Origin of the sequence: Actinomycetospora sp. NBC_00405, from assembly GCF_036044095.1 — a bacterium.
Taxonomy (GTDB): Bacteria; Actinomycetota; Actinomycetes; order Mycobacteriales; family Pseudonocardiaceae; genus Actinomycetospora; species Actinomycetospora callitridis.
Genome location: NZ_CP107938.1, coordinates 3,670,485 through 3,689,351, shown reverse-complemented (window position 1 = coordinate 3,689,351; position 18,867 = coordinate 3,670,485). Strand labels below are relative to the sequence as shown.

Below are 18,867 nucleotides of genomic sequence, written 5' to 3'. Positions count from 1 at the left end.
CGAGGTGAGCGCCGGTGGTCGACACCGATCTCGTGGTCGTCGGCGCGGGCGGCGGGCTCGCAGGCGCGCTGCGCGCGGCGGAGCACGGCCTCGACGTCGTCGTGGTCGAGGCCGACGAGCACTTCCGGCGGGGCAACAACACCGCGATGTCGACGGCGATGGTCCCGGGCGCCGGCACCCGCTTCCAGCGCGCCGCGGGGATCGACGACTCGCCCGCGCGCTTCCTCGCCGACGTCGACGCGAAGACCGCCGGCGCCGCCGACCCGACGGTGGCCCGCGCCCTGACCGCCGTGAGTGCCGAGCTGGTCGAGTGGCTCGCCGACGGGGTCGGTCTGCCGATCGAGCTCCCCGTCGACATGGACTACCCCGGTCACTCGGCCCGCCGGGTGCACTCGGTGCCCGGCCGGCACGGGTCGTCGCTGCTGCGCGGCCTGCTCGACGCCGTCACCGCGTCCGACCGGATCGATCTCCTGTGTCCCGCCCGCGCGGTCGGGCTGGAGGTCGATGACGCCGGCGTCCGCGTCACCGTCGAGGATCCGCGGGGCGGGCGCGAGGACGTCACCGCGGGGGCGGTGCTGCTGGCCACCAACGGCTACGGCGCCGACCCCGGGCTCGTCGCGCAGCACGTCGGCGAGATCGCCGACGCGACCTATCACGGCAGCGAGTTCGCCCGCGGCGACGGACTGCGCCTCGGCCGCTCGGTCGGCGGTGCCGACGGCTTCCTCGACGCCTACCAGGGACACGCGGCGCTCTCGGCGGCCGCGCGCACGCTGGTCACGTGGACGACGGTGATGCACGGCGGCGTCGTCGTGGACGCCGACGGCCGGCGCTTCGCCGACGAGACCGTCGGCTACTCCGAGTTCGCCGCCCTGCTGGCCGCTCGCCCCGGCGCCCGCGGCTGGGTGGTGCTCGACGAGCGCATCGACGCCCTGTCGCAGGCCTTCGGCGACTACCGCGACGTCGCGGGGTCCGGCGCGCTGCGCTGGGCCGACGACGCCGAGCAGCTGGCCGCGCGCCTCGGCGTCGCGCCCGAGGTGCTCGCGGGCGAGCTCGCCGACGCCGCGGCGGTGGCGCGGGGCGCGCAGACGACCGACCGCGTCGGGCGCAGCGCGGTCGAGGCGCCGCTGACGCCGCCGCTCGCCGCCGTCGAGATCGTGCCCGCGCTGTTCCACACGCAGGGCGGCCTACGCGTCGACGAGCACGCGCGGCTGCTCGACGCCGCCGGTCGCCCCGTGGCGGGTGTCTACGCCTCGGGCGGGGCCGCGGTCGGGATGTCCGGCCACGGCGCCGCCGGCTACCTCGCCGGCAACGGCCTGCTGCCCGCGCTCGGCCTCGCCGTCCTCGCCGCCGACCACCTCGCCGCGATCCGACCCTCACCCCAGGAGGTCCACCCGTGAGCCACGACCTGATCATCCGCGACGTCCGCGTCGTCCGCCCCGGCGTCGAGGACGTGACGCACGCCGACATCGCCGTCGACGACGGCCGCATCACCGCGGTCGCGCCGGATCTCGGCACCGACGCCGCGCGGGTCGAGGAGGGCCGCGGCCGGCTGGCCTTCCCCGGGGTGGTCGACGCCCACCAGCACTGGGGCATCTACAACCCGCTGGCCGAGGACACCGAGACCGAGAGCCGCGCCTGCGCGCAGGGTGGCGTGACCACGTCGCTGACCTACATGCGCTCCGGGCAGTACTACCTGAACAAGGGCGGCGCCTACGCCGACCTGTTCCCCGAGGTCCTGGCCGCCTCCGAGGGCCGGTCGTACGTCGACTACGCGTTCCACCTCGCGCCGATGCAGGCCTCGCACATCGACGAGATCCCCTCGCTGGTCGACGACCACGGGGTGACGTCGTTCAAGATCTTCATGTTCTACGGCAGCCACGGCCTGCACGGGCGGTCGAACGACCAGAACGACTTCCTCATGATCCCCGAGGGCGAGCGCTACGACATCGCGCACTTCGAGTTCGTCATGCGCGGCATCCAGCGCGTGCGCGAGCAGCGCCCGGACATCGCCGACCGCATCTCGCTGTCGCTGCACTGCGAGACCGCGGAGATCATGACCGCCTACACACGCATGGTGGAGCAGGAGGGGCGCCTCACCGGTCTCGAGGCCTACAGCGCCTCCCGGCCGCCGCACTCCGAGGGCCTGGCCGTCACGATCGCCTCGTACCTCGCGCACGAGACCGGGCTGCCGACGATCAACCTGCTGCACCTGTCGTCGGCGAAGGCGCTCGAGGCGGCCCTGCTGATGGCGGGCACGTTCCCGCACGTCGACTTCCGCCGGGAGGTGACGATCGGCCACCTGCTGGCCGACGTCTCCACCGCCGACGGGATCGGCGGCAAGGTCAACCCGCCGCTGCGCCCGCGTGAGGACGTCGAGGCCCTCTGGCGCCACGTGCTCGCCGGCGACGTCTCGTGGGTCGTCTCGGACCACGCCTGCTGCAAGGAGGCGACGAAGTTCGGCGACGACCGCGAGGACGTCTTCGCGGCCAAGTCGGGCTTCGGCGGCACCGAGTACCTGCTGGCCGGGCTGGTCGGCGAGGGCCTCAAGCGCGGCCTGCCGCTGTCCGCGGTGGCGGCGCTGACCTCGTGGAACCCCGCCCGGCGCTTCGGGCTGGGCAGCAAGGGCGACCTCGCGCCGGGCTTCGACGCCGACGTCGTGCTCGTCGACCCCGACACGTCGTGGACCGTCGACCCGGCGGGCTCGGAATCGACGCAGGAGTACTCGCCGTTCCGGGGCCTGGAGATCGGGGCGACCGTCGACGCCACGTTCCTGCGCGGCGAGCGCATCTGGGCCGACGGGCGGGTGGAGGGCGCGCCGACCGGCCGCTACCAGCACCGGCCGACGTCCTGATCGTCGGCGCACGTGCCGGCGGGTCCGCACCCTGGGTGTGCCGCAGCGCCCGGGAGGTCTAGCCCGTCGCGCGGGACGTCGTCGCGAGACCGACGCCGAGGCCGACCATCGACACGCCGCCGGCGGTGCCGAGGGCGGCGAGGCGCCGGGGCGAGCGCGCGAACCAGGCGCGGGCCGTGCCGGCGGAGAGCGCCCAGGCGCTGTCGAGCACCAGGCCGATGCCCACGACGACCAGGCCGAGCAGGAGGATCTGGGTGCCGATCGCCCCCGCCGGGTCCGCGAACTGCGGCAGGAACGCGACGAAGAAGAGCGCGCTCTTGGGGTTCAGCACGCCGACGACGACACCGTCCACGAGACACCGCCACCAGGTGGGCAGGGCCGCGGGTTCCGGGCCGGTCAGCGCACCGCTGGTCCGGTGGCGGTGCCGGATGGCCAGCAGGCCGAGCGCGATCAGGTAGGCCGCCCCGGCGAGCTTGACGACGGTGAACGCCAGCGCGGAGCGCTCGAGCACCGCGCCGAGACCGACGGCGACCGCGACCACCTGCACGGCGACCCCGGCGGAGTTGCCCACCACCGAGCAGACGGCGCGGCGCCTGCCGGCCACGAGGGCCCGCCCGATCGCGAACACGACGCTGGGCCCGGGGATCGCGATGAAGACCACCGCGGCGACGAGGAACGCGAGCAGACGGTCGGACACGAGCCCGAGCGTCGGGCACGCGGACCCCGGCGTCGAGGGGTTTCGGGGCACGGTCCGCGGCGCCTCGGACGTCAAGGGCGAGGACGGCACCTGGGGCTCGGCCGGCAACGTGCTGCCCGACGACCCGCAGTGGTGGGCGGGCGGCCACGGCCTGCACTCCACCCCGCGCGACTACATCCGCTTCGAGCGGGCGCTGCTGCGCGGCGGGGAGCTCGACGGCGTCCGCATCCTGCGCCCGGAAACGGTGGACGCGGCGTTCAGCGACCAGCTCAACGGCGTGCCGATGCCCACCGAGATCGTCACGGCGGACCCGGCCATCACCGACACCCTGAAGCTCGGCGAGGGCTGGACCTGGGGCTACGGGCTGCTGCTCAACACCCGCGACATCCCCGGCGCCCGGCGCGCCTGGACCGGTGCCTGGGCGGGCCTGCTGAACACCCACTTCTTCATCGACCGCACGAGCGGTGTGTGCGCGTCGATCTACACCAACTCGCTGCCCTTCATCCCCGAGCACGAGGCCTGGAAGCTCTACCAGGACTTCGAGGGCGCCCTGTACGACGCGCTCTGAGGCCGGCCCGGCCCGGGTCTCTGAGGGTGCCTCAGGAGACCCCGCGGTCGGCCGCCTGCCAGTGCTCGGCGCGCAGCTCACGCTTGAGGATCTTGCCGGCGCCGGAGATCGGCAGGGCCTCGCGGAGCTCGACGGTGCGGGGCGCCTTGTAGCCCGCGATGAGGCCCTTGACGTGCTCGCGGAGCGCGTCGGCGTCGGGTGTGGCGCCCGCGGCCGGCACGACCACGGCGTGGACGCGCTCGCCCCACTCGTCGTCGGGCACGCCGATCACCGCGCAGGAGGCGACGTCGGGGTGCTTGGCCAGCGCGTTCTCGACCTCGACCGAGTACACGTTCTCGCCGCCGGAGACGATCATGTCCTTGATCCGGTCGACGACGTAGACGTACCCCTCGTCGTCCATCCGCCCGCCGTCCCCGGTGTGCATCCAGCCGCCGCGCAGCGCCGTCGCGGTCTCCTCGGGGCGGTTCCAGTACCCGAGCATCACATGCGGGCCGCGGCAGACGATCTCGCCGACCGTGCCGCGGGGGACCTCGCGGTCGTCCTCGTCGACGATCCACACCTCGCTGTGCGGCGCGGCCCGCCCGGCCGAGCGCCGCAGCCGGTCGACGGCGTGGTCGGCGGGGGAGAGCAGCGTCGCCACCGGCGAGAGCTCGGTCATCCCGTAGGCCTGCGTGAACTCGGCGGCGGGCAGGCGCTTCGCGGCGCGCTCGAGGACGGCCTCGGAGATCGGCGACGCGCCGTAGATGAGGTTCCGCAGGCTGGTCAGGTCGGCCTCGAGGGCCTCCGGGGCGTCGACCAGCATCTGGATCATCGTGGGGACGAGCAGGACGTCGGTGACCTCGTGGCGCGCCATCGCGTCGGCGACCCCGGCCGGCGTGAACATCGGGACGATCACGTGGGTGCCGCCCACGACGTTGCGCGCCACCCACGCGGCGCCGTCGGCGAGGTGGAACATCGGCGCGGCGTGCAGGAGGCGCCCGCCCGGCGTCATGAACGAGCCGGAGGCCGCGCTGCCCAGCGCCGAGGCGAGCAGGTTCGCGTGGCTGAGCACGACGCCCTTGGGCGTACCCGTGGTGCCGCCGGTGTAGTAGACGCCGTAGGGCTCGGCGCCGCCGCGGCGCGCGTCCGGCACCGGCTCGTGCCCGGCGACGAGCGCCTCGAAGGACACCATCCCCTCGGGGACGTCGCCGTCGCCGCAGTGGACGACGGTGCGGACGACCGGCGCGGCCGCCAGGACCGCGGGCACGGCCGGGACGAACGTGTCGTCGACGAGCAGGACCGTCGCGCCCGCGTCCTCCAGCGAGAACGCGATCTCCGCGGGGCTCCAGCGGATGTTCACCGGCGTGACGACGCCGCCCGCCCACGGCACCGCGAACAGGTACTCGTGATAGCGGTCGGAGTTCAGCGAGAGCATCGCGACGCGGTCGCCCGGGCCCACCCCGAGCGCGTGCAGCGCGCCGGCGAGACGGGCCACGCGGTCGCGGCACTCCGCCCAGGTGCGGACGCGCTCGCCCGCGATCGTCGCGGGCAGCTCGGGGGTCTGCTGAGCGGCGCGGTGCAGCGCCTGGGTGATCTCCATGGCCGGGTCCTCGGTGTCGGTGCAGGCCGGGTCGTTGCCCACGCGATGTGAACCGTGATTAGCTTGCTGCGGCGTCAGTGAACCACGTCACGCGGGGGTGGGGAAGTGTCCGTTCCGGGCGGGAGGAGCGGCATGGGCCGAGCGCACAGCACCTCCGGTGGCCTGCCGTCGGCGGGCGCCACCGCCGGCGCGTGCGTCGTCACGCTCCGGGAACGGTCGGCCACGTGACGCTCACCGCGCGCGAATCATCGTTCACATCCCGTGACGGCGCGGAGGACGGCGTCGTGCGCGTCGCGCTCGACGGCGGCGTCGCGACGCTCGTCCTCGACCGGCCGCCGCGCAACGCGCTGACCTCGGGCTTCGCGGACGCCCTCCTCGAGGCGCTCACCGCCTGCCACGCCGACGCGCGGGTGCGCGCCGTGGTCCTCACCGGAGCCGGGGACGTGTTCAGCGTCGGCGCGGACCTCACCCGCGGTCCGGAAGCGCTCCGGGACCTCCTCGACGCCGACGGAGCCGACCGGCCCGGCTACCGCGAGCCCGCCGGTCGCGTGACGGCGGCGATGGCGAGGCTCGAGGTCCCCGTGGTCGCGGCCCTCAACGGTGACGCCGTGGGCGGCGGCGCGACCGTCGCGCTCGGGGCCGACGTGCGCTTCGCGACGCCCGAGACCCGCATCGGGTTCCCGTTCACACGGCTCGGCGTCTGCCCGGAGGGCGCCTCGACCCACCACCTGCCGCGCGTGGTGGGCGGCGGCCGGGCGGCGGACTGGCTGCTCTCCGGGCGCCTCGTCGACGCCCGCGAGGCAGAGTCCGCGGGCTTCCTGGCCTCGACCACGACCCGCGACCAGCTGCTCGCGCGGGCGCAGGAATGGGCGGGGGCGATCGTCGCCCGCACGTCGCCGACGGCGGTCGCGGCCACCAAGGCGCTGCTGCGCGCCGCGCCGGCCGACGCCGGGGTCGCGTCCGAGGCGGAGAGCCGGACGATCGTCGAGCTGATCCGGGGGCCGGACTGCGTGGAGGGCGTCACCTCGTTCCTCGAGCGCCGCCGCCCGCGCTTCGCTCCGCGGGTGCCCGAGGACGAGCGGTGACGTCACCGGCCGCGCCGGTGCGCCGGCGGCCCCGGGACCGTCGCCGGCAGATCCTCGCCGCCGCGGCGGCCCGGTTCTGGTCGCTGGGCTACCACCAGGTCGGGATGGCGGACGTCGCGACGGCGGTGGGGATCGCGCCGAGCGCTCTGTACCGCCACGTCCGCGGCAAGGAGGAGCTGCTCCTCGCCATCCTCGACGAGCACCTGGCCCGCATCGAGCGCCTGGTCGAGGAGCCCGCCGACAGTCATCCAGGTGGCGATCTCGTCGACGGCCTCGCCGCCCTGACCCTGGAACGCCGCGAGTTCGGCCTGCTCTGGGAGCGGGAGTCCGGCCACCTGCCCGCGGAGGCGCGGCGCGCGATCCGTCACCGCCTGCGGGCGGTGGCGGGCGTCGTCGCCGCGCGGTGCGCCGAGCCCGACCCGGCGACGGCCGACCTGCGGGCGTGGGCCGCGCTGGCGGTGGTGGACAGCCCGTCGCACCACCGCTACCAGCTGGACGACGCGCGCTTCCGCCCCCTGCTGGCGGGCGCGGCGCGGGCCGTGCTCGCCGAGCCCCTCCCGCCGGCGAGCGGGCCGTCGGCCGACCCGGCGCGACCGGGCGTGCTCGCGCCGGCCTCGCGCCGCGAGGCCCTGCTCGCGGCCGCGACGCGGCTGTTCGGCGAGCGCGGCTACCCGGCGGTCGGCCTCGGGGACATCGGCGCCGCGGCCGGCATCGCCGGGCCGAGCGTCTACCGGCACTTCGCGACGAAGCCCGACCTCCTGCTCCGCACCCTGCACCGCGGGAACGAGGCGCTGTGGCTGGGCCTGCACCACGCGCTCGGGCGGGCGCGGGACGCCCCGGACGCCGTGGCGCGGCTGGCCGCCGACTACACGGCCTTCGTCGCCGACAACCCCGAGATCGTCAGCGTCCTCGTCTCGCAGGTCATCCACCTGCCCGCCCCGAGCCGCGACGAGCTGCGGCGCTCGCAGCGCGACTACGTCGCCGAGTGGGTCGCGCTCCTGGCCGCCGCGCGGCCCGGGCTCCCGGCGCCCGAGGCCCGGGTGCTCGTCCACGCCGCGCTCGCGCTGATCAACGGCCTGACCCGCGTCCCCCACCTCGCCGTGCAGCCCGGCGCCCGGGCGCGGATCGCGGCCCTCGCCGAGGCGGTGCTGGCGGCGGAGGGGTAGCGACCCCTCAGGCGAAGTCCAGCACCGGCTCGCGGTGGGCCGGCGGGTAGGGCGCGGGACCCTCCTTGCGGGCGCGGGCGGCGAGCAGCGCGGCGTACTGCTCGCGCGGCGTCGGCCCGTGCGCGGCGTAGGCCTCGGCGGGGCTCGACACGACCGGGGTGACCGCGGGGGTCCCGCGCAGCACCGGCTCCAGCACCGGCACCGTCCGCGGCGACGCGACCCGCAGCAGCGCGAGCTGCAGGGTGGTGCTGGCCGCGAGCAGGCGGATGACCGGGCGGGTCACCGCGACCGCCAGGGCGTCGACGACGGCCGGCTGCGGCATCCCGCCGAGGCGGCGCATCCACCGGGGCAGCGTGGCGATCACGGCGCGCCGCGTCGCCGCGGTGAACAGCCGCCGCAGCGGCGTCGGCAGCTCGGGCGGCAGCACGATCGCGTCGGCGTCGAGCAGGAAGTCCATCATGCCCTGGGCGACCTCGGAGGCGATCAGTCGCGGCCGGTAGGCCTCGAAGTAGGCGCGGATGCCCTCGCGGGTGCGCGGCACGTCGGCGGGGTCGATGGTCTGGAACTCCGCCGCGCGGGCGCACTCCTCCCAGTACTGCTCCTCCTCGTGCGCCGGGAGCTTCCCGGGCCCGAACACCTCGTAGGTGTAGAGGATCGAGTGCCATGCGGTGAGGTGGATCCACAGCTGCGAGTCGGGGTCGTTGGCGTCGAACGGGCGCCCGGTGACCGGGTCGGTGCCGATCGCCCGCGCGTGAATCTTCATGAGGGTGTCCGCGGCCGCGAGGACGGACGCGGTGTCGCCGAACTTCACCGTCGCGAAGTACTGCATCGTGCGGTCGTAGCGCAGGCGGGGGCGGGCCTGGACCTGCCCGGACTGCGCGACCGACGCGAGCAGGAACGGGTCGAGCTCCTCGACCACCACGGCGCGCAGGAAGCCGAGCGCCAGGGACGTCGGGTAGGACCACACCTTCCAGGTCACCGACTCCGGTCCGAAGAACCCGTAGTCGGCGTGCTGCGTTGCCCCGCGCCCCGACCGCCGCACGACACCCATGTCGACTCCCTCCGATGGTGATCTGCAACAGAAGGTAACAGTTACCTGAAGTAGGCCATACCTCGTGTCCGACCAACTTCGGCGGAATCACCGCCACGGGTGACCGGACCCACCGTCGGCCGGTCCGGAGGGGCGGATGCGTGCGGTCCGTCGCGGTGTTGATCCTGATGCCGGCCCGACATCGCACCGAGATCGACGGCCGGACGTCACCGGACATCGGGGTCCGGAGAGGGAGTGCGTCGTGCGACGTCACCACAGCCCAGTCAGCGCCGGCCCGGCCGGCACCAGCCCGGTCCTCATCACCGGCGCGGCCGTCTCGCCCGCGGCGGAGTTCGCCGCCCGCAGGCGCCGCTACTCGCTCATCATGTCCCTGCGCATCCCGTGCCTCGTCCTGGCCGGCGTGCTGGCCCTCGGCTTCGGGTGGAGCATCGCCGCCGCCGTGATCGTCGTCCTGTCCGTACCGCTGCCCTGGGTGGCGGTGCTCATCGCCAACGACGGGCCGCCGCGCAAGGCCGAGAAGGTGGCCCGCTACCGCCCGGACCGCGTCCTCGAGGCCCCCGAGACGAAGGCGCTCGGGACGGGCGTCGTCATCGACGTCCCGCCGGACCGGGCGGCCTGAGCCCGATGGCCGGCGAGGGGTCCTGGGCCCAGCTGGTGGCCCGGGAGCACCGCGGGGCGATGGCGGTGCTCTCGGGCGGCACGCTGATGTTCGCGGTGGACACCTACATCACCGCGAGCCTGATGCCGTCCGCGGTCGCCGAGATCGGCGGCGAGGCCTTCTACGCCTGGCCCACCACCGTGTTCCTCCTCGCCGCCGTCGTCACGTCCGCGCTGGTCAGCAGGGTCCTCGCGACCGTCCCGGCCGCGCGCGCCTACCTCGTCGCGCTCGCGGTGTTCGCCGCGGGCGCGCTGGTCGGGGCGCTCGCCTCCTCGATGGCCGTGTTCCTCGTGGGCCGGCTCCTGCAGGGCGTCGGCGGCGGCCTGCTCGCCGGCATGGGCTATGCCCTCATCCGCGTCTCGCTGCCGCGCGCCCTCTGGACGCGGGGCAGCGCCGTGATCGCCACGATGTGGGGCGTCGCGCTGGTCGTCGGCCCCGGGCTCGGCGGCGTCCTCGCCGGGGCGGGGCAGTGGCGCTGGGCGTTCGGCGTGCTCGTCGCCGCCGCCCTGGCGATCGCCGCGATCGTGCCCTCGGCCCTGCACCGCACCCGCGCCCGGATCGCACCGGGCCCGTTCCCGCTCGGCTCGGTGCTCTACGTCGGCGCCGCCGCGGCGGTGCTGAGCGTCGCGGGCCTGGCCGCCGACGTGCGCGTGGCGGGCGCCGGCCTCGCCGCCGCCGCGGTGCTGATCGTGCTGTTCCTGCGCCACGAGCGGCGCACCACCGCCGCCGTCCTGCCGCGCGCCACGTTCCGCCCGGGCTCGGCGCTGCCCTGGATCTACGGGCTGAGCGCCGTGCTCGTCGGGGTGGCCGGGCTCGAGGCGTTCGTGCCGCTGGTCGGGCAGCGCGTCGCCGGCCTCGCGCCGGTCGCCGCCGGGTTCCTGGGCGTCGCCCTCGGCGCCGGGTGGGTCGCCGGCGAGATCGTCAGCGCGTCCGGCCGCCGGCCCCGGGGCCGGGTGCTCCTCGGCCCGGCGCTCCTCGCGGCCGGCACCGTCGTCGTCGCGGTCACCCTGCTCGTGCTCGACCCGCTCGCTGCCGGGACCTGGGGGGCTGTGCTCTGGGCCGTCGGGCTCGCCGCGGGCGGGCTCGGCATCGGGACGGCCTGGCCGCACCTCGCCGCCGCCGCGATCGGCGGTGCCGACGACGACCCCGATCTCGACACCTCCGGTGCGGCCCCCGACGAGAGCGAGGCCGACAAGGCCTCCGCCGCGGTGACGACCGTGCAGATGCTCGCCACCTCCGTCGGCACCGCGCTGGGCGGCGCGAGCCTCGCCCTCGGGGGCGCCGACCCGCTCGCCTCGGCCCGCTGGCTCTTCGCGACGTTCGCCGTCGTCGCGGTCGTCGGTGCCCTCGCCGCCCGCCCCGCCGCGCGGGGCGTCCCGGACCGCGCGTAGCGCCCTACCGCAGGATCTCGACGAGCAGTACCCACGCGTTGATCAGGCCCGCGGCCAGGGCGAGCGCCACCGCGACGGGGAGCCAGTAGAGGCCGCCGAGCGACTCGGTGAGCAGGCCGATCCCGGCGACCGCGGGCGCGAGGGCGACGATCGCCGACGGCACGACGTTCGTCCCGAGCCACGAGGCCCTCGACTGCTCGGGGGCGCGGGTGCCGGGCCTCGCCAGGATGCCGAGCGCCGGGACGATCACCGCGGAGATCGCGAGCAGCTCGATCCCGAGGGCGACGTCGGACTGCCCGGGGACCAGCAGGACGAGCGAGAGGAACACCGGCAGCGCCAGCAGGATCAGGGCCTGGGCGGCGCGGCGGGCGATGCCGTGGCCGGCCAGGATCGTCTGGATGTTGATCGAGACGGCGACGAACAGCAGGCCGGCGAGCGCGGCCGCGGCCCCGGCCATGCCCGCGGCGAAGTCGGACCACGCCTCGGCGTCGTAGGCGGGGTCCACCTACGTCAACTTCTCGCGCATCGCCGCGGCCACCGCCTGCAGCGCGGACAGCGGGCGGATCATGACCGTCAGCCGGTCGATCGCCCCGCTGTCGTCGTGGTGGAGCAGGTCGATGCCCTCGAGCTCGCGGTCGCCGACGTGCGCGCGGAAGACCAGGACGTGCTCGTCGGCGCCCGCACCGATCTCGGCGACGTAGCGGAAGCCCTCGAAGACCTCGACGACCGCTCGCAGGATGGGTGCCACGGCGTCGCGCCCCCGGTACGGCGAGTGGACGACGGGGCTGTGGAACTCGACGTCGGCGGTGAGCAGCGCGATGGCGGCCTCGACGTCGTGGGACTCGATCGCCGAGCGGAACGTCGTGCTCATACGGGCCTTTCGGGGGAGTGGTCGGGGCTCGTCGGTGACCGGTGGGGTCGCCGGATTGGAGTAGGCGTGCAGCGGGAACAGCCTACGGTCGGGCGAGGTCGGGATCCGGGTCGCGGAGGTGGGGCGCGCGTGGTCGAGGTCGACGCCGGGTCCGACACGTTGCACCTCGAGGTGCCCGCCACGGCCGCGCACGTCGGACGGCTGCGCCGCGCCCTGCGCCGCTGGCTGACCGGGGCCCTCGCCGAGGGCGACGACGACGCCGTCGACAACCTGACCCTCGCCGTCAGCGAGGCGCTCGAGAACGCCGCCGAGCACGCCTACGCCGACCGCGACGAGGCGGGCACGATGACGCTCGCCGCCTGCCGCGAGTCGGCCGCGCCGTACGCGGTGATCATCACGATCTCGGACAGCGGCACCTGGCGCGCGCCGTCGGTGGGCGCCGGCTACCGCGGGCGGGGCCTCGCCCTCATCGAGGAGCTCGCCGAGACCTACACCGTGACGCCCGGTCCCTCGGGGACGACGGTCACGCTGCGGCACGCGGGCTGACCGCCGCTACACGACGTCCGGGAGACGCAGGTCGACCTGGAAGCCGCGGGCCCCGTGGTCGATCACGCCGCGGCACCGCACCGGGCCCGCGAGGTCGACGAGGTGGCGGTAGCGGGCGCTCATCGCCGCGGTGAGCTCGCCGACCCGGGCGCCGTCGAGGCGGACCTCCACCGCGTAGTCGCCGCGGTACTTGCCCCGGGAGACCGTCGACGAGCACAGCTCGACGGTCACCGACGTCGGCGGCCGGCCCGGGGCGTGGTGCCCGGCCAGGACGTCCTGGTGGTCCTCCTCGCGGGTCACCACGACCTCGCGCTCGGGGGCCAGGATCTCGTCGGTGTCAGCGGGCGTGTCGGCGGGCGTGCCGGCGGCCCCGGCCCGCGGGCGGGGGTCCGGGACGACGGTGAGGGTCCGGGAGCCGCGGGGGACGGGCACGGGGGCCGTGGGCGGGTCGGCGGGAGGCGCCGGGGCTCGTCGCGGAGCCGCGGGGGTGACGGCGACGAGGGGCGCGCGGGGCGTCGGGAGCGGAGCCGGCGCGGGGGCCGGGGCGGGGGCCGGGGCCTGGCGCCGGGACCGGTCGACGAGCCACCAGAGGCCGAAGGGCACGGCCAGGATCAACCCGGTGGTCAAGAACCACATCAGCACCGTCGTCACCACACCCGCCATGCCCCGAATCCCTCCGCAGGACCCGCACCGCGCGAGCCGGACGTCGCTTCATCGTCGGGAGCGGGCGTTTCGTGACACCACCGGTCCGGTGCGTAACGACCGGCCCACCGGACCCGACAAGGCGGACGATCACACCGGCTGAGGGGACGACGACGTGCGCACCGCCCACAAGGTCTGGTCCGGGATCGCGGCAGGCGTGTTCGGCCTGGTCGCGGTGACGGACCTCGCCGGCTCGTCCGTCCCGCCGGCCGGCACCGTCGCGAGCTCCTCGACGCTCCCGGCGTCGTCCGGCGCGGCGTCCCCCGGTGCGATGCCGGCCGTCGCCCCGGCGGTGGCGGGCCCGGCGGCGATGTCCGCGTCGGTCATCGACGTCATCGACGGCGACACGTTCCGGCTCGCCTCCGGCGACGAGGTCCGTGTGCTGGGCATCGACTCCTGCGAGGCGGCCACCCCCGGGGGCCGGCGCGCCACCGCCGCGGCCCGTACCCGCCTGCTCTCCGCGCCCGTGACGCTGACCGCCGAGCCCGGCGTCGACCGCGACCGCTACGGACGCATGCTGCGCTACGTCGGCGCGGGGGGCGCCGACTTCGCGTCGTCGATGGTCACCCAGGACCACACCGCGATCTACACCCGTGGACGCAACGACGCCTCGACCGCCGTGCGGTCGACGCTGCGCCGCCTCGACACCGACGGCCGGAGCTGCGGCACGGCTCTGTCCACCGCACCCACCACCCCGCGGACCACCACGGCGACGCGCACCCCGGACGCGGACGTCGACCGCCCGCGCACGCCGCGCCCGGTGGCCCCGCGCACCGCGCCGCGGGCGGCAGCCGGCTCGTCGGGCGGCTCGTCGGGCGGTGGCGGGTACTACGCGAACTGCAGCGCGGCGCGTGCCGCAGGCGCAGCACCGCTGCGCGCCGGAGCGCCCGGGTACCGCGCGGCACTCGACCGCGACAAGGACGGTGTCGCCTGCGAGTGAGCGCCCCCGCGAGTGACGGCTCAGCGGGGTGTTCGCTCCGGGTACCGCGGTGAGCGTGGCGCGGGAGTTCGTGCCGGGCGCGTTGCGTGACTGCTCGCCCGCCGGGGCGTCGGTGACGTCGCGGACGGCTCGACCAGCCCGAGGGCGGAGTCCGGGATGAGGGCCAGCTCCCGATTCTTGATCATCTTGCTGCCCTTCCTGTCGGACCCGGGCGTCGGAGCGTCCCGGGTGGCTCGTCCCCAGTGAACGCCGTCACCCCGGCGATCGTTCGGTCGTCGTCCACGGGATCGATCAGGCGGGGCCGATCGAGCGGCGGATGGTCGGCCTCCGTGGACGAACGGTGACCGAACTGCTCACTCAGAGCAGCGGTCGCAGGTGCGCGTGCGCCCAGCCCGCGAGCGTGCTCGGGGTGGTGGTGAGCACCGAGCGCGGCTGCTCGGGCACGAAGTCGTTGCGCAGGCCCGTCGACATGCCCACGATCGCCTCGACCTGCGCCCGGCCGAGCCCGACCGCGCCCAGGCTCGCGCGCAGGTCGTCGTCCGAGATGCGCTCGGCGCGCACCGGGCGGCCGAGCGCGGTGGTGAGGACGTCCGCGACCTGCGCGAAGGTCAGGTCCTCGGGCCCGTGCACCGCCGTCACCCCACGGCTCTCCCACGGGTGGAGCAGGCGCCCGGCCGCGACCTCGGCGATGTCCCGCGGGTCGACCCAGGGCATCGGGGCGTCGAGCGGGTTCGCGGTGCGCAGCACCCCCTCCCGCAGCGCGTCGAGGTCCACCAGCAGGTTGCTGAAGAAGTAGCCGGCCCGCAGGTGCAGCACCGGCGCACCGGTGGCGTCCAGCGCCTCCTCGGTGCGCGCCAGCCCGTCGATCTCCCCGACGCCGTGGCGCTTCTCGGCGCCCACGCTGGACAGGAACACCGTCCGCGCGATCCCGTTCTCCGCGACGGCGCGGGCGACGTGCCCGCCGAGGCGCGCGTGCGCCGCCACCGGGTCGGCCTCGTGGAGCGTGGGGTTCACCCAGAACAGGGCCTCGACCCCGCGGGTCGCCGCGAGCACGGCGTCCGCGTCGTCCTGGTCGCAGGCCACGGCGTCGACGTGCTCGCGCCAGGCCGGGTCGAGCGCGCCGGGGTCGCGCATCAGCACGCGCGGGAACGCGCCGGCCTGCACGAGGCGTTGCAGGACGTGGGACCCCACATGGCCCCGGGGAGTGGTGATCGCGATCGTCATCAGAACTCCTCTCGTCGTCCGCCCACCGTGGCCCAGGGGTCCGACACCCGTCGGACGTCGGTGATCCGCGGGGTGCAGGAATGTTGATCGTGCACGACCGAATCGGCCAGATCGAAAGGATTCCCATGCCCACGCTCACCGTCGGCGACGAGAACGGCAGCCCGATCGACCTGTACTACTCCGACCACGGCTCGGGGCGTCCGGTGGTGCTCATCCACGGGTGGCCACTGTCGGGTCGCTCCTGGGAGAAGCAGGTCCCGGCCCTGGTCGAGGCCGGGCACCGCGTCGTCACCTACGACCGCCGCGGCTTCGGCTCGTCGTCGCAGCCGTGGGGCGGCTACGACTACGACACCTTCGCCGCGGACCTCGACGCCCTCCTGCGCCACCTCGACCTGCGGGACGCCACGCTCGTCGGCTTCTCCATGGGCGGCGGCGAGGTGGCCCGCTACCTCGGGCGCTACGGCGGCGAGCGCGTCGCCCGCGCGGTCTTCGCCGGTGCGGTCCCGCCGTACCTCTACAAGACCGACGACAACCCGGACGGCGGCCTCGACGACGCGACGATCCAGAGCTTCCTCGACGGCGTCACCGGCGACCGGATCGCGTTCCTCGACGGGTTCACGACGAACTTCTTCGCCGCGGGCGACCGCACCGACCTGATCAGCGAGCCGTCGCGGGTCTACCACCGCGAGATCGCCGAGTTCGCGTCGCCGAAGGGCACGCTGGAGTGCATCCGGGCCTTCAGCTACACCGACTTCCGCGACGACCTCGCCAAGATCGACGTCCCGACGCTGGTGCTGCACGGCGACTCGGACGCGATCGTGCCGTTCGAGGTGTCGGGCAAGCGGACCGCCGAGGCCGTGAAGGACAGCCAGGTCGTCGTGATCGCGGGCGGTCCCCACGGCTTCAACGCCACCCACGCCGACGAGTTCAACCGCGCCCTGCTCGACTTCCTGGGCTGAACCCGGCCGCGCTCAGGGGAGCACGGCCGTCGCCTCGACCTCGACGAGCAGGTCGGGCTCCCCGAGCGCGGTCACGCCGATCATCGTGATGGCGGGCGTGACGAGGCCGAGGTCGGCGGCGGCCCGCATCGCGCCCTCTCCGAACAGGGCCATCCTCTCCGGGGCGAGGTCCACGACGTAGACGGTCATCTTCGCGACGTCGGTGAGGCTCGCGCCGACGCCCGCCAGCGCCACGGCGACGTTGCGGTAGGCCTGCTCGGTCTGCGCCGCGAGGTCGCCGGGGCCGACCGGCGTGCCGTCCGCGGTGCGGGCGACCTGCCCGGACACGTAGACGGTGCGCGTGCCGGTCGCCACCGCGACCTGGCGGTAGATGTCGGGAGCGGGCAGGCCGGCCGGGTTGAGCAGTTCGACGGTCACGGTGACCTCCGGGTTGGATAGCGGTGTTATGTCTCGCTAGGTATAGCAGTGCTATGTATCGTGGGCAAGTGCCCCGGACCCCGGATCCCGCCGTGCGCGTCGCGCTCATCGAGCAGGCCGCCGCGATGCTCGTCGCGCGCGAGCCGGTGACGCTGCGCGCGCTCGCCGGGCGCGTCGGCACGTCGACGATGGCCGTCTACACGCACTTCGACGGCATGCCCGGGCTGTGGGCCGCGGTGCGGCAGGAGGGGTTCGCGCGCCTGGCCCGCGGGCTGGCCGAGGTGTCCCCGTCCGACGACCCCGTGCGCGACCTGGCCGCGCTCGGCGCCGCCTACGCCGCGAACGCGGTCGAGAACCCGGCGCTCTACCGCGCGATGTTCGACGCCGCCGCGGACCTGCCCGACCCCGGGGCCGCCGGCGCGGGGTTCGCGCTGCTCGTCGACGCGGCGCAGCGGGCGGTCGACGCCGGCCGCTTCGTCGACGCCGACCCCACCGCCGTCGCCACGCGTTTCTGGGCTTCGGGGCACGGCGTGCTCCTGCTCGTGCTCTCCGGCGTCCTGCCCGACGACGCCCTCGACGAGCACTCCCCGGCCCTCGCGACGGCGGTGTTCACCGCCGCCGGCGACGACCCGGAGCGCTGCGCCGCCTCGGTGCGGCTGGGATGGGCGAGGTCGTAGGCCCTCGGCTCCACTCCGGCGGCCTCACCCTCCGGGACGACGCTTCGAAAACCGAAGCGTCTGCAGCGAAGTACTGACCGTCCGCCGCTGCCGACGATCGGCGTCCGTCGAGGCCGGGCACTAGGTTCCGCGCCGTGGACCCCGCCGCCCTCGTCGCCGACACCCCCCGCGCCCAGGCCGCGGCGCTGCGCGAGGGCCGGGTCACCGCCGTCGACCTCGCCGCCGCGGCGGTCGCCGCGTCCCGGGCGCTCGACGACGAGGTGAACGCGTTCCTCGCGATCGATGCCGACGGTGCCCACGCCGCCGCGCAGGAGGCCGACCGCCGGCGCGCCGCGGGGGAGGACGGCCCGCTGCTCGGGGTGCCGATCGCGCTCAAGGACGACCTCGACGCCGCGGGCCACGTGACGTCCTGGGGCACGCGCTCGCGCCGAACGCCGGCGCGCGCGGACGGTCCGGTCGTCACCGCCCTGCACCGCGCGGGTGCGGTCCCGATCGGGCGGACGACGCTGCCCGAGCTCGCGCTCTACGGGTTCACCGAGTCGGCGTTCTCCGGCATCACCCGCAACCCGCTCGACCCGACGCGCACCTCGGGCGGCTCGTCCGGCGGGTCGGCGGCGGCCGTGGCGGGCGGCGCCGTCGGGATCGCGACCGCGAGCGACGGCGCGGGCTCCATCCGCATCCCCGCCGCGTGCTGCGGGCTCGTCGGGATCAAGCCGGGCGCCGGGCGCACACCGGGCGGCGGCTGGAACGGGCTGTCGGTCCAGGGCTGCCTGACGCGCCGGGTCGCCGACTCCGCGCTCTACCTCGACCTCGTCGGCGACTTCCCGAGCCCGCTGGCGACCGCCGCGGAGCAGGACCCGCCGGCCCTGCGGGTCGGCGTCGACCTCGCGTCGCCGGTGGCACCCGCGCTGCCCCTCGACCCCGATCTCGAGGCCGCGGCCCGCCGGTCCGCCGAGCTCCTCGCCGGGCTCGGGCACGAGGTGCGCGACGTGCGGGTCCGCTACGGCGCCGCGCCGGCCGGGTTCGTCGCCCGCATGCTGCACGGCCTGGCCACCGCGGCCGGGGACGTCGACGACCCCGCGCTGCTCGAGACCCGCACCGCCGACGTGGCGCGCATCGGGCGGCTCGTCCCCGACGCCGCGATCGGGTCGGCCCGCCGCCAGGGGGAGGCGTGGGGACGCCGCGTGCTCGCCGACCTCGGTGTCGACGTGCTGCTCACGCCTCCGGCGCGCGGCCCGGCGGTGCCCGTCGGGCACTGGGCGGGCCGCCGGGGCCTGCCGACGATGCTGGCGCAGGCCCGGCACTACGCCCACACTCCGGCCTGGAACCACACCGGCCTGCCCGCGGCGGTCGTGCCGATGGGCGGGTCGGACGGCGGGCTGCCGCCGGCGGTGCAGATCGTCGTGGGCCCGGGGCACGACGCGCGGCTGGTGTCGGTGGCGGCCCAGCTCGAGCGCGCGGTGCTCCCGACGGCGCACGGGTGAG

The 18,867-nt window shown here is 75.6% G+C and carries 20 protein-coding genes; 12 read left to right on the top strand and 8 right to left on the bottom strand.

Going from position 1 to position 18,867, the window contains the following annotated elements:
- Positions 1 to 14 precede the first annotated feature (14 nt).
- Both OG774_RS18210 and OG774_RS18205 read left to right on the top strand, forming a co-directional pair.
- Positions 15 to 1,397, top strand: coding sequence for an FAD-dependent oxidoreductase (locus OG774_RS18210; RefSeq protein WP_328302990.1), 1,383 nt, complete (start codon positions 15 to 17; stop codon positions 1,395 to 1,397).
- On the top strand, positions 1,394 to 2,851 hold the full coding sequence (locus tag OG774_RS18205; RefSeq protein WP_328302988.1) for a dihydroorotase: 1,458 nt from the start codon (positions 1,394 to 1,396) through the stop codon (positions 2,849 to 2,851). Before OG774_RS18210 ends, OG774_RS18205 begins: the two co-directional genes overlap by 4 nt.
- Positions 2,852 to 2,909: 58 nt before the next feature.
- On the opposite strand, the gene OG774_RS18200 is transcribed toward OG774_RS18205, so the two are convergent.
- Positions 2,910 to 3,548: a LysE family translocator gene (locus OG774_RS18200; protein ID WP_328302986.1), complete on the bottom strand. Its 639-nt coding sequence runs from the start codon at positions 3,546 to 3,548 to the stop codon at positions 2,910 to 2,912.
- Here OG774_RS18200 and OG774_RS18195 point away from each other — a divergent pair.
- On the top strand, positions 3,502 to 4,116 hold the full coding sequence (locus OG774_RS18195; RefSeq protein ID WP_328302984.1) for a serine hydrolase: 615 nt from the start codon (positions 3,502 to 3,504) through the stop codon (positions 4,114 to 4,116). The two genes, OG774_RS18200 and OG774_RS18195, sit on opposite strands and share 47 nt — an antisense overlap.
- A gap of 31 nt (positions 4,117 to 4,147) precedes the next feature.
- Here the strand turns inward: OG774_RS18195 and OG774_RS18190 are convergent, their stop codons facing one another.
- The gene (locus OG774_RS18190) at positions 4,148 to 5,737 is read right to left on the bottom strand and encodes an acyl-CoA synthetase (protein ID WP_328302982.1); all 1,590 of its coding nucleotides are present in this window, start codon (positions 5,735 to 5,737) and stop codon (positions 4,148 to 4,150) included.
- Between the two features lie 182 nt (positions 5,738 to 5,919).
- On the opposite strand from OG774_RS18190, the gene OG774_RS18185 reads away from it, so the two are divergent.
- Together OG774_RS18185 and OG774_RS18180 are read left to right on the top strand one after the other, a co-directional pair.
- Positions 5,920 to 6,780 carry an enoyl-CoA hydratase/isomerase family protein gene (locus tag OG774_RS18185; RefSeq protein ID WP_328302980.1) on the top strand — a complete coding sequence of 287 codons (861 nt, stop codon included), beginning with the start codon at positions 5,920 to 5,922 and terminating at the stop codon, positions 6,778 to 6,780.
- The gene (locus tag OG774_RS18180; protein ID WP_328302978.1) at positions 6,777 to 7,946 is read left to right on the top strand and encodes a TetR/AcrR family transcriptional regulator; all 1,170 of its coding nucleotides are present in this window, start codon (positions 6,777 to 6,779) and stop codon (positions 7,944 to 7,946) included. Before OG774_RS18185 ends, OG774_RS18180 begins: the two co-directional genes overlap by 4 nt.
- Positions 7,947 to 7,953: 7 nt before the next feature.
- Here the strand turns inward: OG774_RS18180 and OG774_RS18175 are convergent, their stop codons facing one another.
- Positions 7,954 to 8,997, bottom strand: coding sequence for an oxygenase MpaB family protein (locus OG774_RS18175; protein WP_328302976.1), 1,044 nt, complete (start codon positions 8,995 to 8,997; stop codon positions 7,954 to 7,956).
- Positions 8,998 to 9,238: 241 nt separating this feature from the next.
- Between OG774_RS18175 and OG774_RS18170 the strand changes: the two genes are divergently transcribed.
- Together OG774_RS18170 and OG774_RS18165 are read left to right on the top strand one after the other, a co-directional pair.
- Positions 9,239 to 9,616, top strand: coding sequence for a DUF3099 domain-containing protein (locus OG774_RS18170; protein WP_328302974.1), 378 nt, complete (start codon positions 9,239 to 9,241; stop codon positions 9,614 to 9,616).
- Positions 9,617 to 9,621: 5 nt separating this feature from the next.
- Positions 9,622 to 11,046 (top strand): MFS transporter, encoded by a 1,425-nt coding sequence (locus OG774_RS18165; protein WP_328302972.1) that lies wholly within the window; start codon positions 9,622 to 9,624, stop codon positions 11,044 to 11,046.
- A 4-nt stretch (positions 11,047 to 11,050) separates the two neighbouring features.
- On the opposite strand, the gene OG774_RS18160 is transcribed toward OG774_RS18165, so the two are convergent.
- Both OG774_RS18160 and OG774_RS18155 read right to left on the bottom strand, forming a co-directional pair.
- A complete protein-coding gene (locus OG774_RS18160; protein ID WP_328302970.1) occupies positions 11,051 to 11,551 on the bottom strand; it encodes a hypothetical protein in 501 nt (166 codons plus the stop codon).
- The gene (locus OG774_RS18155) at positions 11,552 to 11,917 is read right to left on the bottom strand and encodes a nuclear transport factor 2 family protein (RefSeq protein WP_328302968.1); all 366 of its coding nucleotides are present in this window, start codon (positions 11,915 to 11,917) and stop codon (positions 11,552 to 11,554) included.
- 129 nt (positions 11,918 to 12,046) lie between these two features.
- On the opposite strand from OG774_RS18155, the gene OG774_RS18150 reads away from it, so the two are divergent.
- Entirely contained in the window at positions 12,047 to 12,463 is a 417-nt protein-coding gene (locus tag OG774_RS18150) for an ATP-binding protein (protein ID WP_328302966.1), read from the top strand.
- A gap of 6 nt (positions 12,464 to 12,469) precedes the next feature.
- On the opposite strand, the gene OG774_RS18145 is transcribed toward OG774_RS18150, so the two are convergent.
- Entirely contained in the window at positions 12,470 to 13,126 is a 657-nt protein-coding gene (locus OG774_RS18145; protein WP_328302964.1) for a hypothetical protein, read from the bottom strand.
- Positions 13,127 to 13,280: 154 nt separating this feature from the next.
- Here OG774_RS18145 and OG774_RS18140 point away from each other — a divergent pair, with 154 nt between their 5' ends.
- Positions 13,281 to 14,105, top strand: a complete 825-nt coding sequence (locus OG774_RS18140; RefSeq protein WP_328302962.1) for a thermonuclease family protein — start codon at positions 13,281 to 13,283, stop codon at positions 14,103 to 14,105.
- A gap of 357 nt (positions 14,106 to 14,462) precedes the next feature.
- Here OG774_RS18140 and OG774_RS18135 read toward each other — a convergent pair whose 3' ends face one another.
- Positions 14,463 to 15,329 carry an NmrA family NAD(P)-binding protein gene (locus OG774_RS18135; RefSeq protein ID WP_328302960.1) on the bottom strand — a complete coding sequence of 289 codons (867 nt, stop codon included), beginning with the start codon at positions 15,327 to 15,329 and terminating at the stop codon, positions 14,463 to 14,465.
- A 125-nt stretch (positions 15,330 to 15,454) separates the two neighbouring features.
- On the opposite strand from OG774_RS18135, the gene OG774_RS18130 reads away from it, so the two are divergent.
- A complete protein-coding gene (locus tag OG774_RS18130) occupies positions 15,455 to 16,288 on the top strand; it encodes an alpha/beta fold hydrolase (protein WP_328302958.1) in 834 nt (277 codons plus the stop codon).
- Positions 16,289 to 16,300: 12 nt separating this feature from the next.
- On the opposite strand, the gene OG774_RS18125 is transcribed toward OG774_RS18130, so the two are convergent.
- On the bottom strand, positions 16,301 to 16,705 hold the full coding sequence (locus OG774_RS18125) for a RidA family protein (protein ID WP_328302956.1): 405 nt from the start codon (positions 16,703 to 16,705) through the stop codon (positions 16,301 to 16,303).
- A gap of 68 nt (positions 16,706 to 16,773) precedes the next feature.
- On the opposite strand from OG774_RS18125, the gene OG774_RS18120 reads away from it, so the two are divergent.
- Together OG774_RS18120 and OG774_RS18115 are read left to right on the top strand one after the other, a co-directional pair.
- Complete coding sequence (locus OG774_RS18120; protein ID WP_328302954.1) at positions 16,774 to 17,382, top strand: TetR/AcrR family transcriptional regulator; 609 nt, start codon at positions 16,774 to 16,776, stop codon at positions 17,380 to 17,382.
- 134 nt (positions 17,383 to 17,516) lie between these two features.
- A complete protein-coding gene (locus tag OG774_RS18115) occupies positions 17,517 to 18,866 on the top strand; it encodes an amidase (protein ID WP_328302952.1) in 1,350 nt (449 codons plus the stop codon).
- Position 18,867 lies beyond the last annotated feature (1 nt).